This window comes from Pontibacter mangrovi (assembly GCF_006385705.1).
GTDB classification, from domain to species: domain Bacteria; phylum Bacteroidota; class Bacteroidia; order Cytophagales; family Hymenobacteraceae; genus Pontibacter; species Pontibacter mangrovi.
Map to the genome: position 1 here is coordinate 1 of NZ_VFRQ01000001.1, position 14,005 is coordinate 14,005.

At 50.2% G+C, this 14,005-nt stretch carries 11 protein-coding genes and 3 tRNA genes; 7 read left to right on the forward strand and 7 right to left on the reverse strand.

Features of this window, described 5'->3' with window-relative positions; all coding sequences use genetic code 11:
• Positions 1–298: 298 nt before the first annotated feature.
• The 3 genes from FJM65_RS00010 to FJM65_RS00020 all read right to left on the reverse strand — a co-directional run bounded on the left by FJM65_RS00010 (position 299) and on the right by FJM65_RS00020 (position 637).
• A tRNA-Asp gene (locus FJM65_RS00010) sits at positions 299–372 on the reverse strand.
• A 58-nt stretch (positions 373–430) separates the two neighbouring features.
• Positions 431–504 (reverse strand) — tRNA-Asp (locus tag FJM65_RS00015).
• A 59-nt stretch (positions 505–563) separates the two neighbouring features.
• Positions 564–637 (reverse strand) — tRNA-Asp (locus FJM65_RS00020).
• Between the two features lie 224 nt (positions 638–861).
• Here FJM65_RS00020 and FJM65_RS00025 point away from each other — a divergent pair.
• From FJM65_RS00025 to FJM65_RS00045, 5 genes are all read left to right on the forward strand, one after another.
• Entirely contained in the window at positions 862–1,812 is a 951-nt protein-coding gene (locus FJM65_RS00025; RefSeq protein ID WP_140618057.1) for an acetyl-CoA carboxylase carboxyltransferase subunit alpha, read from the forward strand.
• A 111-nt stretch (positions 1,813–1,923) separates the two neighbouring features.
• Positions 1,924–2,766 (forward strand): MBL fold metallo-hydrolase, encoded by an 843-nt coding sequence (locus tag FJM65_RS00030; protein WP_140618059.1) that lies wholly within the window; start codon positions 1,924–1,926, stop codon positions 2,764–2,766.
• A gap of 2 nt (positions 2,767–2,768) precedes the next feature.
• On the forward strand, positions 2,769–3,536 hold the full coding sequence (locus tag FJM65_RS00035) for a patatin-like phospholipase family protein (protein WP_140618062.1): 768 nt from the start codon (positions 2,769–2,771) through the stop codon (positions 3,534–3,536).
• A gap of 157 nt (positions 3,537–3,693) precedes the next feature.
• Entirely contained in the window at positions 3,694–4,248 is a 555-nt protein-coding gene (locus FJM65_RS00040) for an autotransporter outer membrane beta-barrel domain-containing protein (protein WP_140618064.1), read from the forward strand.
• 98 nt (positions 4,249–4,346) lie between these two features.
• On the forward strand, positions 4,347–4,898 hold the full coding sequence (locus FJM65_RS00045) for a 1-acyl-sn-glycerol-3-phosphate acyltransferase (protein WP_140618066.1): 552 nt from the start codon (positions 4,347–4,349) through the stop codon (positions 4,896–4,898).
• A gap of 88 nt (positions 4,899–4,986) precedes the next feature.
• Here the strand turns inward: FJM65_RS00045 and smc are convergent, their stop codons facing one another.
• A complete protein-coding gene (gene smc / locus FJM65_RS00050) occupies positions 4,987–8,523 on the reverse strand; it encodes a chromosome segregation protein SMC (RefSeq protein WP_140618068.1) in 3,537 nt (1,178 codons plus the stop codon).
• 140 nt (positions 8,524–8,663) lie between these two features.
• Between smc and FJM65_RS00055 the strand changes: the two genes are divergently transcribed.
• On the forward strand, positions 8,664–9,191 hold the full coding sequence (locus tag FJM65_RS00055) for a hypothetical protein (protein WP_140618070.1): 528 nt from the start codon (positions 8,664–8,666) through the stop codon (positions 9,189–9,191).
• 46 nt (positions 9,192–9,237) lie between these two features.
• Here the strand turns inward: FJM65_RS00055 and FJM65_RS00060 are convergent, their stop codons facing one another.
• Together FJM65_RS00060 and FJM65_RS00065 are read right to left on the reverse strand one after the other, a co-directional pair.
• A complete protein-coding gene (locus FJM65_RS00060; protein ID WP_140618072.1) occupies positions 9,238–9,900 on the reverse strand; it encodes a DUF4159 domain-containing protein in 663 nt (220 codons plus the stop codon).
• A 24-nt stretch (positions 9,901–9,924) separates the two neighbouring features.
• On the reverse strand, positions 9,925–10,641 hold the full coding sequence (locus tag FJM65_RS00065) for a 16S rRNA (uracil(1498)-N(3))-methyltransferase (protein WP_140618075.1): 717 nt from the start codon (positions 10,639–10,641) through the stop codon (positions 9,925–9,927).
• 52 nt (positions 10,642–10,693) lie between these two features.
• Between FJM65_RS00065 and FJM65_RS00070 the strand changes: the two genes are divergently transcribed.
• Complete coding sequence (locus FJM65_RS00070; protein WP_140618077.1) at positions 10,694–12,232, forward strand: ArnT family glycosyltransferase; 1,539 nt, start codon at positions 10,694–10,696, stop codon at positions 12,230–12,232.
• 36 nt (positions 12,233–12,268) lie between these two features.
• On the opposite strand, the gene pckA is transcribed toward FJM65_RS00070, so the two are convergent.
• On the reverse strand, positions 12,269–13,885 hold the full coding sequence (gene pckA / locus FJM65_RS00075; RefSeq protein ID WP_140618080.1) for a phosphoenolpyruvate carboxykinase (ATP): 1,617 nt from the start codon (positions 13,883–13,885) through the stop codon (positions 12,269–12,271).
• Positions 13,886–14,005 lie beyond the last annotated feature (120 nt).

A 14,005-nucleotide genomic window follows, 5' to 3' on the forward strand; every position in this document is an offset into this window, starting at 1 on the left:
GCTGGGCTGGACGCCGAAGTACGACCTGCCGGCCCTGGTCAAGGACATGATGCACAACGACATCGAGCTCTTCAAGCGCGACAGCTACCTGGCCCAGGGTGGACACAAGGTCTACAACTACCACGAGCTGCAGTAGAAAGTATAAAGCCATATAAGCTATACTTATAACGCAAAGAAAGCCGGTTGATTCAGTTCAGCCGGCTTTTCCTTCTTATACTTCTGCTTCTTTATACTTCGGCTCAAAAGTATGGGCAATAAAAAAGAGCTTGCGTTTTCACACAAGCTCTTTTTAAGAGAGCGGTCTGGACGGGACTCGAACCCGCGACCTCCGCCGTGACAGGGCGGCATTCTAACCAACTGAACTACCAGACCAATACTTTTGATGCTACAGAGCCTCTTGCTCTATAAATAACCGCAGGGGTTTAATCTGCGGTCTGGACGGGACTCGAACCCGCGACCTCCGCCGTGACAGGGCGGCATTCTAACCAACTGAACTACCAGACCAATTCTTTTTGATGTTGCAGAGCCTTTTGCGCTGCTTGCGTCTACCGCAGTTTTACCTGCGGTCTGGACGGGACTCGAACCCGCGACCTCCGCCGTGACAGGGCGGCATTCTAACCAACTGAACTACCAGACCAATACTTTCTTTAAACCGTTTGTGTTAAAGTGATGCAAAGGTATGTTCCCGGAACTAAATGTGCAAATCCTTAGCATCATTTTAGGCCTATATTTTATTCTCTGCAAGAGAACAGCTTCATTTACAGGTAAATTAATTTTTTGAGGAAGTATAAATGCAAGCTATTGTTACGTGCATTGGCGGAAAAGCTTAAATTTGTGGTGCTAAACACAAGCTAAGAACGTATGCTTTTAGATTTCGAACAGCCTATTGCTGCCCTGGAGGGCAAACTGCAGGAGATGAAAAAACTGGCCGATGAAAGCCAGGTAGATGTGTCAGAAGCGGTTAAGACCCTGGAGGAGAAAATAAAGACCCTGAAAAAGGAAACCTATGCCAACCTCACGCGCTGGCAACGTGTGCAGCTTTCCAGGCACCCGGAAAGGCCTTATACACTTGACTACATTCATGGCATCACCGATAAGTTCGTAGAGTTGCATGGCGACAGAACCGTAAGCGACGACAAGGCGATGGTAGGCGGCTTTGGTGAAGTAGATGGCCGCAGCGTGATGTTTATCGGTCAGCAGAAGGGCAGAAACACCAAGCAGCGCCAAATGCGTAACTTTGGCATGGCCAACCCGGAAGGCTACCGTAAGGCGCTTCGCCTGATGAAAATGGCCGAGAAGTTCAACAAGCCCATCGTTACTTTTATAGATACCCCAGGCGCCTTTCCTGGGCTGGAGGCGGAAGAGCGCGGACAGGGTGAGGCGATTGCCCGTAACCTGAAGGAGATGTTCATGCTGAAGGTGCCGGTTATCTGTATCATCATTGGGGAGGGAGCCTCGGGCGGTGCGTTGGGCATTGCCATCGGCGACCGCGTGATGATGCTGGAGAATACCTGGTACTCGGTTATCTCCCCTGAATCTTGCTCATCTATACTTTGGCGCAGCTGGAACTACAAAGAACAGGCGGCAGAGGCACTTAAACTGACGGCCAAAGACATGCTGCAGAACAAGCTCATTGACGGCATTATTAAGGAGCCGCTTGGGGGTGCGCACCTGAACCCGGACAAGATGATGCAGACGCTTAAGAAGGAGCTTGTAAAGCTGATAGACGAAGTGGGAACTATGGACGCTGAAGAACGTATCATGGAACGCATTGAGAAGTTCTCCAATATGGGCGTTGTGGTAGAAGGATAGCTTCTGCCTAACTTCTTGGAAATGAATTAGAGGAGGGGCTTTGGATCTCTACTCTAATTCATTTTATATTTTATACACATCAAGTAGTATCACCACCAAATCGCATTGGACATGAACCTACACGTAATAGACACGGGATTTTTTAAGTTAGACGGCGGCGCCATGTTTGGCGTGGTGCCGAAAACCCTTTGGCAGCGCACTAACCCGGCTGACGAGAACAACCTGTGCACGTGGGCCATGCGCTGCATGCTGATCGAAGACGGTGACAGGCTGATCTTAATCGATAATGGCATCGGGGACAAACAGGATGCGAAGTTTTTCAGCCATTATTACCTGCACGGCGACGCTACCTTACAAGGCTCGCTGAAGGCGGCAGGCTTTTCGCCGGAGGATGTGACGGACATGTTTCTCACGCACCTGCACTTCGACCATTGCGGTGGTGGCGTAGAGTATAAAAACGGCGACGGCGCTTTAGAACTCGTTTTCCCGAATGCCACTTACTGGTCCAATGCCGATCACTGGGAGTGGGCGACCAAACCAAACGCACGTGAAAAAGCCTCCTTCCTGAAAGAGAACATACTCCCGATGCAGGAAAGCGGCCACCTTAAATTTATTGACCCTAACGCCCCTTCGCCATTTCCGCAGTTCGATATCTTTTATGCCGACGGCCACACAGATAAGATGATGATTCCGGTGATGGAGTATAAAGGTCGCAAACTGGCCTACATGGCAGATCTTTTGCCGTCGGCAGGGCACATTCCGCTGCCATACGTGATGGGCTATGACACGCGCCCCTTGCTCACCCTGGACGAGAAAGCCCGGTTTCTTAAAATGGCCGCCGATGAAGAAATAGTTTTGTTTTTTGAGCATGACGCTGTAAACCAGTGCTGCACCGTGCAGCATACCGAGAAAGGCGTGCGGCTGAAAGAAACTTTTAGTTTAGCCGACCTTTAAGCATGCGGATTGGCTTAGCTTTATCTGGCGGCGGGGCCAGAGGCATTGCGCATTTAGGCGTTTTAAAAGCATTGGATGAACAGGGCATTAACATCAGTATTATCTCAGGGGTTAGTTCTGGCGCTATAGCCGGGGTGTTTTACGGCTATGGGTATGCGCCCGACGAAATACTGAAACTGATAAAGGAGCTCAGCGTCTTTCAGGTGGTGCGCCCGGTATTTGGCAAGCCGGGGCTCTTGCATCTGGAGGAAGTGGAAAAGCTGTACCATAAATACCTCGGGCCACATCTCAAGTTCGAGGATTTAAAGATACCGGTTGTGGTGAGCGCCACGGAGATGAACGAAGGCGTTACCGCATATTTTTCATCCGGTGAAGTAATCAAGCCTTTACTGGCCTCGTCGGCTGTTCCTATACTTTACCAGCCAATTCACCTAAACGGTAAAATACTTAGTGATGGAGGGCTTCTGAACAACCTCCCGGTAGAGCCGCTGTTCAGAAACTGCGACGTTAAAATAGCGGTTCATGTAAACCCGATCAACCACCAGGCCCAGGTCACGTCTATTAGGGGCATGGTAGAGCGCACCGCCATGTTAGCCATTAACAGCAATGTAAAGCTGCGCATCAACCAGTGCGATTTGTTTCTGGAGCCTCAGGGGCTCAAAGCATTCCGCCTGACTAGCTTCCGCAAAGCCGATGAGATATTTGAAGTAGGTTACCGATATGCCATGGACATGGAGCGGCACATTAGAAAGCTTGTGAATGAAATTTAAATATTTTTAAATAAAATATTAATATAAGTGAAACTTATACTTTCCTATCCGTAATAGAGAAGTATAAGGAATCACATATAACATGCCGCGATTAAGTCTTTTCTTGCTATTTATCTGCATGTGTGCATCTGCCCTGGCACAGGAAAACAAGAGTTTTATGTGGAAGGCAAAGGTAAAGCACGGTTCAGTGCTTATAGGTGGCAATGCAGATGCTTCCATCTATAAAACGACCAAAGAGCTAAACCAGCCGCTCGGCCCGGAGGAGGGCACCAGTATAATGGCTAATTTAAACTTCAAAGGCGGCTATTTCTTAATCCATGATGTCGCACTGGGAGTGGACTTAGGCATCAACCATGAGAGCTACAGCGTCTCCATTGAAGGAGGGAAGGACACCTTCCGAAGGACTTACTTGCTGGGCGGGCCTTTTGCGCGGTACTATCTGGATAATGGCGTGTTTGGGGAACTCAGCCTGAAAGGCGGCCTTCTAAACTTCTCAACAGGCGATAAGACAAACCTGTTTGTGGGCAATGCAGGTGTAGGCTACGCCTGGTTCGTCAATGAAAAGATTGCCGTCGAACCTATGCTGTCTTTCCGCTACTCGCGCGAGTGGCAGGGCAGTGAGGCAAATGTGTCTCTAGGGCCGGTCATTGGCGTCGGTATTCAGGCTTATCTGCTACGCAAAACATCTCAGATCATCAAAGAGGCCTTGTAAAACAGCGAAGAAGTGTGTAACTATACACTTTCATAAACCCACGAAGTAGGCAGCTTATACTTGTGCCTACTTTTTTTACTTTACACCCTCTACAGTACATGATCGGAAAGTTCATATCCAAGCTTATTTTTAAGGCGGCTGGCTGGAAACTAAACGGCAACCTGGCCCCCCAAGACCGGCGCAGCGTTATGGTGGCGGCGCCACACACCAGCAACTGGGACTTTATTTTTGCCCGGGCCGCTTTTTATCTAATGGATGCGCCTATCCGGTACACGATCAAAAAAGAATTCATGAAGTTTCCGTTTGGGCCGATTCTAAAGAAAATTGGCGCCATTCCCATAGACCGATCCAAAAACACACGCATGGTAGATGCCATGGTGCGTATTTTTGAGGAAACGCCGGGCGACATTTGCGTGATGGTAACACCGGAAGGAACGCGGAAGTACCAGCCGCGCTGGCGCCGGGGGTTTTACTATGTAGCTTTGGGGGCCAACGTGCCGATTGTGCTGGGCTACCTGGACTACTCTAAAAAAGAAGCCGGCATCGGGCCCACCATCATCCCCTCCGGCGACATAGAGGCCGATATGGAAAAGATCATGGCTTTCTACCGAACCAAAAAAGGCAAATACCCTGAGCAAGGAGTGCGATAGACTTAGGTTTACCAGAAAGTATAAAACGAGAGGGAGCCGCTAACTTTAGCGGCTCCCTCTCGTTTTAAGTCCATACTTACGGCTGTTGCTAGGCTATCTGCCTAAGGTCTACAGGTATAACTCTTGATATGCCCGCCTCAATCATCGTAATGCCATACATCACGTCGGTAGAGGACATGGTGCGCTTGTTGTGCGTTACCACGATAAACTGCGAGTCGTGGGAGAACTTGCGGATGATGTTGTTGAACTTGTCGATGTTGGCGTCATCCAGCGGTGCGTCCACCTCGTCAAAAATACAGAACGGAGCCGGCTTGAGCAGGTAAATGGCGAACAGCAGCGAGATGGCTGTCAGCGTTTTCTCTCCGCCGGAAAGCTGGTTGATCGTGAGCGGACGCTTGCCCTTTGGCTGTGCCATGATCTCGATCTTTGCCTCCAGCGGGTTTTTCGGATCAGAAATCACCAGGTCACAGTTATCCTCCTCGGTAAAGAGGCTGCGGAACACGTGCTTAAAATTGTCTTTTATCTGGTTGAAGGAGTCCATGAACTTCTCTTTGGCCACCGTGTCAATTTCGTTGATGGTGTCAATCAGAGCGTTCTTGGCGTTTACCAGGTCGTTGCGCTGCTCTGTGATAAACTTCTCGCGCTCCTCGATCTCGGCGTAAGCCTCCGCGGCCATGGCGTTTACCGGTCCCATCTTATCCAGTTGCCCTTTCACCGTGGCAATATGCTGGCTTAGCTCTTCATTGGATAGCGGAATCAGCAGATCCTCCTCCGGCACCGGGCTAGCAAAGTCCTCATCCGAGATGTTAAACTCAGCGGCCAGACGCTCTTTAATCGCCACCAGCTTCAGCTGCGTGTCGCTTTTGGCCTGCTGCATGCGCATCAACAGCTCATCAGAGTTCTGGCGCTTGCGCTGCATCTCGCGTATACTTTTCTCTTTCTCGTCCAGGTCGCCGCGCAGGGTAAAGTATTCCTTTTCGATTTCCTCCAGTTCCTCGGCATAGGCTTGGCGCGCCTCATTCATACTTTCCACCACTTCCTGGTTCTCCAGTATAAACGTATCCGCCTCCGTAATTTCCTGTTCCGATTTCTGCAGCTCCTGCTTCAGCCCCTCAATGCGCTCCTGGTTCGTTTCTACCGACTTTTGCTTATAGCTGATTTCCTGCTGCAGACTGGCAAAGCGGTTCTTAAGCTGGTGGAACTGGATATTCTCCTGGTTATACCTGCCGGAGATAACGGCGATCTGTTCCTGCTGGCGCTCCAGGTTAGAAGTATAAACGGCGATTTCCTCCTCCAATCGCTGCAGTTCCTTTTGGTCTGCCTCTGCCTGCGGTGATACTTCCATACTTTGCTCGCGCAGTTCCAGCAGGCGCTCGTGCAGCTCGTCGCGCTTCTGGTCGAAGTTGCGGATGTTCTGCTGGTGCTGCTCATGCTTGATGCGCACGGTCAGCAGGTTCTGCTGCAGCGTGCTAACCTCTTTCTCAAGGCCCTTTATAGTATCCTTCTCCGACTCGCTTCGGTGGTTCTGCAGGATCTGGTTCTGTGTGTTGATGCGGCTTTGCATCCGCTCCACCTGATCCTGCAGCTCGGCCACTTCTTCGGCCAGTTTCTCCAGGTTCTGCTTTCGGCCCAGTCTGTTTCCGTCAAACACGCCCACGGAGCCACCCGTCAGGCTGAGCGGCTTCCGAATGGCGCTGCCATCTTTGAGTATGATGGTTTTGTAGTCATGGCCGTATAGCTCTTCCTCGGCATCATCGGTGATATAGACGTTGCGGAGCATGTACTTTAAAAGGCAGCTATACTTCTTGTCTGCCGACACCATTTCGTAGGCCGCCTCCAGGTTGCCTTCGCTAAAGGTAGCAGTTGGCTCCAGTTCCTCGATCTCCGAGAGCACGATAAAGTTAGCCCGGCCTTTGTTTTCCTCTTTCAGAAGGGCAATGGCGTCAACAGCGTCCTGCAGTTCCTCCACCACAAAGTAGTTCATGTACTGCTCCAGGTAGCTCTCAATAAGTGGCTTGTAGTCAGCTTTGCAAACCAGGATATCGGAGAGGAGAGGGGCCGGCTTGCTCCAGCTGTCGGACTTGCTCAAAAACTTGATCGCCTCCGGGAAGCCCTCCATATTTTCTACCAATGACTTGGTGAGATTGTACTGGTTCTGCTTGGAGTCGAGCGTTCGGTTTAGCTCTACGAGCTGTCCCTTCAGCTCCACAATATTGGCTTCTGTGGCCTCTATACTTTGCTGCAGCGTTTCTTCTTTGGCCTGCAGCCGCACCATCTCCGAAGTGCGCTCCTCTAGCACCTGCTGTGCCTCCTGCAGTTGCTCCTGCAAGGCACGGCCATCTTCGTCGGCCGTTAGCTGTTGCTGCTGCAGGCGCTCCAGTTCCTGGTTGATGTTTTGTATCTGTACCTGGCTTATCTCCAGTGATTTGCTCAGTTGGTATACTTCGTTCTGCTTGGTTTTCTGCTGCTGCACCAACTCCTGGTAAGCCTCCTGTAGCTCCGCCTTCTGCTCGTTGGCTTCCTGCATTTGCTCTTTCATGGCGGCTACCTGCTCCTCGGCTTCGGCAAAGTTATCCTGCACCGCCATCAACTCGTCGCGCAGTTCCAAGATGCTTTCCTGCGTGTGCTCCACGTTGGCCGTGTCCTGGCTTATCTGCTGGCGCAGTTGCTGCAGCCGCTCTTTCAGATAGGTGCTGCGCTCGGATTTAAGCTTAATATCGTTCTCCAGTTGCCGAAGCTTGGCCGTTTGCACCTGCATGGTGCGCTGCATCTCTGCCAATCTTTCCTGCGTCTCGTTCAGCTCTTCTTTCTGCCCTGCGATGGCCTCTTCGGCCTCTGTTACTACAGTAATATAGTTTTCTTTCAGCGAGGCTTCCTGCCGTACATCCTGCTCCAGGCGCTCCAACGTTTGCTGGTACTGGGAAATGTTTCGGCGGGCAAACTCCAGGCTGTGCTTCTTGTAGTCATCCTTTAGGTTGAAGTACTTAACTGCCTGTTTAGCCTGGCGTTCCAGCGTTTTCATGTTCTTGCCGATCTCGTGCAGCAAGTCCTCCACGCGCTCCAGGTCGGCGTCGGTTTCCTCCAGTTTCTTCAGCGTCTGCTTTTTGCGCACCCGGAACTTGGAGATGCCGGCAGCTTCCTCAAACAGCAAGCGGCGCGAGTTTTCCTTGTCGTTCAGAATCTCGTCCACCATCTTCAGCTCGATAATGGCATAGCTGTCGGAGCCGATGCCCGTGTCCAGGAAAAGCTCGTTGATGTCTTTCAGGCGGCAGGTGACGCCGTTCAGCATGTACTCGCTCTCGCCGGTGCGGTAGTACTTGCGCGTCACCGTTACCTGTGAGTATTCTGTTGGGAGGATGCCCTTGTTGTTGTCGAAGGTGATGGATACCTCAGCCATCTGCACCGGCTTGCGGGTTTTGGAGCCGTTAAAAATAACGTTCTCCATCTTATCGGAGCGGAGGTTACGCGTCTTCTGCTCACCCAGCACCCAGCGTATGGCATCCACAATGTTGGATTTGCCACAGCCGTTCGGCCCCACAATTCCGGTAATCCCGTTGTCAAAGTTAATGACGACGCGGTCGCCAAAACTTTTAAACCCTTTGATCTCTAATTTTGAAACTTGCATTCGCGTCTGCGGAAACTCTGTGTTCTATCTTCAAAAATAAAACGAAATTTCGTTTTGCCCGCTCTTGCATAGCTATAATTAATGATTATAGCCTTTATATAACAGCTTATTTTGTTACATTTGGTTAACAAGATAAAGCAATGGACGACTTTAAGATCATCATCTATATACTGGCCGCAGTGGCTTATTTCCTGTTCTCGCAGTGGCGTAAGGCTTTTTCGGGGGATGATAGGGATGACCAAGAGGAAAAGGAACTGCCCGTAAGGCCCCGTACGAGCCAGCCGTCAAAACCGGTTACCTCTTTTGAGGACATCCTCAGGGAACTGCAGCCTAAAATGCAACAGGCAGAAGAGCGGGGGAGAGAAGTGGTGCGCCAGCAAAAGGAGCGCAGTTTGGAAGAAGCCGGCCGAGCATTGCAACAGGCGCCAGCGCCAGCAGCCAAGTATAAATCTTATGAAGATGCTGCTCCCAAAGTACTTTCCTGGGAAAAAAGAGCGGAGGCTATAGAGGCTGCCAAAAAGTCAAAACTCAGGGGGCATGAGCATTTTAAGCCCTATGATCTGGAGCGGTTGCCAAAAGCCAATCGGTACGGTGAAATGCTGCGCAATCCCGCCACGGCCAGAGAGGCCTTTGTGCTGTCTGAAATCTTTAAAAGGAAGTATGAGTAGAAGTATAAAGTTTACGGCAGCTTCCGAGGGGGCTTTCCTACCTCTACTACTCCTGCGTTAGCGCAAAAGTAAGAATGTTGGCGCCCATGCGCAGCGCCTGCTGCCTGATCGGCTCGGGGTCGTTATATACTTCCTGGTCTTCCCAGCCGTTGCCCAAGTCTGTTTCATACGTGTAAAAACACACCAAGCGCCCTTCGTGAATGATACCAAAGCCCTGCGGCGGTTTGTTGTCGTGTTCATGCACTTTAGGTAGACCTCGCGAAAAAGCATACTTCTGCCCGTAAATGGGATGGTCAAAGGGCAGCTCCACGAACTCATGTTCCGGAAACACCTTCTTCATTTCCTTTCGGATAAACTCGTTTAGCCCATAATTATCGTCGATGTGCAGAAAGCCGCCGCTTAAAAGGTAGTTGCGCAGGTTCTGAGCCTCTGCGTCCGAAAACACCACGTTGCCGTGTCCGGTCATATGCACAAAAGGGTAAGCGAACAACTCAGGGCTTCCCACTTCCACCACGTCCTCCTCGGCTGCTATGTTCATGTTCAGGTTTTGGTTGCAGAAACGAATCAGGTTGGGCAACGATGTTTTGTTAGCGTACCAATCACCGCCGCCGTTATACTTTAGTTTGGCTATTTTAAAGCTATACGTTTGCGCCACCACGGCCGGAAGGGCAGTGGCAAGTATAAGAAGTATGAAAAGGAGGCGTTTCATGGCTAGTTGCTTCGGTTTTATACTTTATAAGGGGGCAAAGATATCGTGCAGCACGTTTAAGGTATGGCAGGCTACCAAAGCAGCGGTTTCGGTGCGGAGCCGGCTGTGCCCGAGGGTTACCGGCCTGATGCCCGCCTCATAGGCCGATGAAATCTCGGCTTTAGAGAAATCGCCTTCGGGGCCAATCAGGATACAGTGCGGTCTGCCAAACTTGTAGTAATCCTTTATGGTCTTGGTGGCATCATCTTCTAAGTGAGCAATAAAAGTGCTTTCGGGTACTGTTTTCTGAATAAACTTGTGAAAAGGCGTCAAGTCGTTCAGCAGGGGCAGGTAGCCTTTCTTCGACTGCTTCATGGCACTCACAGCAATCTTCTCCAGCCTGTCCAGGCGTAGGTTCCGGCGCTCCGAGTGCTCACATTGCAGAAAGGTTATCTCGCTGATTCCTATTTCTACGGCCTTTTCTACAAACCATTCCATGCGGTCTATGTTTTTGGTAGGGGCCACTGCAATGTGCGACACGTATGGCAACTTGCCATACTCTATTTGCTTGTCAACCACCTGCAGTTGGCATCGCTTCTGGTGTGCATCCTGGATAATGGCTGTATACATGCCGCCAACCCCATCTACAAGGTACACGGTATCGCCGTGGCTTAACCGCAGCACCCGGGTGCAGTGCCTCGACTCTTCCTCGTTCAACGTATAGATTTCGCTCGTAATATCAGGCGTATAGAAAAGGTGCATTTTTTACTTAAACTTGTAGTTATGTAAATTTGTACAAACCAAGCAAATATTTATGCTTTCACAAAGCAACAGAGTCAACCTTTTGGTGCTAATTATAGCGTTGCTTGCTACTGCGTGCTTGGTGCTAGCCATTTCTGTATACGGTTTAGGCCTCACAAACGACTCAGTTGCCTACATGGCCGCTGCCAAAAGCTTTTATACCCAAGGGCGATTCTTTCTGCCTTACCGGGAGAACTATTATACCGATTGGCCGCCGCTGTTTAGCATCCTTCTCTCATCTCTATACTTTATCAAAGTTGATCATTTACTTTTTACCTATAGCATAGTCGCTGTCTTCCTGTACTTTGCTGTTGTTTATACTTTTGGCTGCCTGGCCTACCGGCTGACTCGCTCCAGGCTTTATACAGCTTTGGGCATGGTTATCTTTGTTGCTGGGCCTCCAACCTTTATTTCCTTTTCTTATTTGTGGTCGGAAGCCCCCTTTATTTTGTTTACTATAATGTTTCTGGTGGGGTTGGACAGATGCCTGGGGGAGCAAAAGTTCGGAATCTTACTGTTTACGGCGGTGGCTGCGAGCCTAAGCATTATGGTGCGCTACGCGGGTGTCGTCAATATAGGCATCGGGGCATTTTTTTTATTTGTTTATACCAATGGGGGCCTTGTGAAAAGGCTTAAGCCTACCTTACTTTTCGTTTCTGTTGCGTTATTTCCGCTTGCAGGATGGTTTTACCGGAATTACTTGATTAGTTCCACCCTCACAGGGGCCGGGCGTACGGTAGCCTTGTCTCATTTTAGCTATACTGTTGTCACCACTGCCAAAGCTGTGTGGGAATGGTTCCTCCCTTTTCCACCCTATACTTTTGCGGGCATGCTAACTATAGTGGCCTGTGCATCTGTATTCACCTTACTTGCTTTTGCTGTAGCAACCATGTACCGGCGGCACTTCGTTGAGCGGCGCTTACTCATGATTTTATTCGCCAGTACACTTTTATACTTGTTTTTAAACTTTATTACGGCGCTGTTCCGCTCCAGCGAGTTCCCAAATGCCAGGCTTACTTCACCTGCTTTCTTCTCTTTTGTTCTTGTGCTGATAAGTATTGTAAGTTACTGGGTCAGAAACGGAAATGCCTTCTTCAAAACAGCTGTTGCAGCAGTAGTGGCTGTGCTACTGTTATTCAACCTCCCGAAATATGTACAGTATATCCGCCAAGGAATAACAACCGGACTAAGTGGACATAGTGACAAAGCTTCCAGAAACTCCCCGCTGGTGCACGCTTTGCAACAAAGTGACTGGTTGGCACCTTATGTTCAAAGGGAAATCGCCTTTACCAATGCTCCTGAAAAGCTCTATTACTATGGTTTACTGGGGATTAGGAAAACGAATGTAGACTACCGGCTCGACCTGACAGATGCGTTTCAATATACAACAGAGGAAAAACTGCTGATTTGGTTTAGCACAGTAGATAACGCGGAGAGGCTTCATACTATCCTAAAGGATACACTACAGCAGTACGAGGTAGTGCGGGAAGAGAAGTATGCTGACGGGAAAATCCTCTGGCTGAAGTTAAAGCAAAACTCCTCCCTGCACTAAGGCAGGGAGGAGTTTATACTTGCTGTTTGCGCCTGCTTAATCAATCGTGACCTCCACTTGCGGAGCGCCAGCCATGATTTCGTCATTTGCGAAATCAGCATATTTCTGGAAGTTTTTCACAAATTTAGAAGCCAGGTCTGTCGCTTTTGCATCATACTCTTCCTTGTTTGCCCAGGTGTTGCGCGGGTTAAGGATTTCCTCCGGCACGTTAGGGCACGAGTTTGGCATTTCTACACCGAAGATCGGGTGTTTGGTATAGGAGGTGTGGTTTAAATCTCCTTTCAGGGCGGCTGTGATCATGGCTCTGGTATAAGGGAGCTTCATGCGGTGGCCAACACCATAAGGTCCGCCGGTCCAGCCTGTATTTACCAGCCACACGTGCACGTCGTTCTCCTCCATCTTTCTGCCCAGCATCTCAGCATACTTGGTTGGGTGCAGCGGCAGGAAAGCTGCTCCAAAGCAGGCGGAGAAAGTGGTTTGCGGTTCCGTTACGCCCACTTCCGTGCCGGCCACCTTGGCGGTATACCCGGAGATGAAGTGATACATGGCCTGGCTTGAGTTCAGCTTCGAAATAGGAGGGAGCACGCCAAAGGCATCGGCTGTCAGGAAGAAGATGTTTTTGGGAACGCCGCCTCTGGATGGCTCCACGGCGTTATCGATGTAGTTGATGGGGTAGGCCGTTCTGGTGTTTTCCGTTACGGCATTGTTGGTATAGTCTACGGTGCGGGTACCGGGTATAAATCGGGTGTTTTCTACAATGGAGCCAAACTTAATGGCATCCCAGATCTGCGGCTCTTTTTCGCGGGTAAGGTCTATCACCTTGGCATAGCAGCCACCTTCAAAGTTAAACACGCTGTCCTCGGTCCAGCCGTGCTCATCGTCGCCGATAAGGCCGCGGTGAGGGTCTGCGGAAAGGGTCGTTTTGCCGGTGCCGGAAAGGCCAAAGAATATGGCTGTGTCGCCGTCTTCGCCGATGTTGGCTGAGCAGTGCATGGAAAGCGTGTTGCGCTCGTGCGGCAGGATGTAGTTCAGCACGCCGAAAATTCCTTTTTTCATCTCGCCAGCATAGCCTGTGCCGCCAATCAGGATCATGTTTTTGGTGAAGTTGATGATGGCGAAATTGCTCTGGCGCGTTCCGTCTACGGCAGGGTCGGCCTCAAACTCAGGCGCGCAGATGATGGTGAACCCCGGTTTGTGGTGCTGCAGTTCATCCTTGCTCAGGCGCAGAAACATGTTGTTGCAGAATAAGTTATGCCAGGCCTGGGTGTTCACGATGCGCAGGTTGAGGCGGTACTCTGGGTGAGCGCCAGCGTACGCGTCCCGCACGTATAATTTCTTGTCCTTCAGGAAATCCACCATCTTGGCGTGCAGCTGGTCAAACTTATCTGCATCGAAGGGAATGTTTATGTCGCCCCACCACACTGAATTCTGGGTATTGGCATCCTTCACGATAAAACGGTCCTTTGGGGAACGGCCGGTGAACTTGCCGGTGTCGCACATCAGTGCCCCGTTGTCTGTCAGCACGCCCTCTCCGTTCTTGATGGCTTCCTCCACCAACTCGGCAGGAGTCAGGTTCCACAGCACCTCCTGCGCCTCCTTGATGCCGATGCTCTCGAGACCTGCTGCATTAGATTTATCTCCAGATTCTTTCATTGAAAATTTTGGGTTTTGATTTAGTTTATTGATAGGTTTTTGCAATTGTGCTACAAAAATAGAAAAATTAGAATATCCTTTTAGAGTTTAGGTGTTTAATGTGTTCGTTGAGTGCTTAAT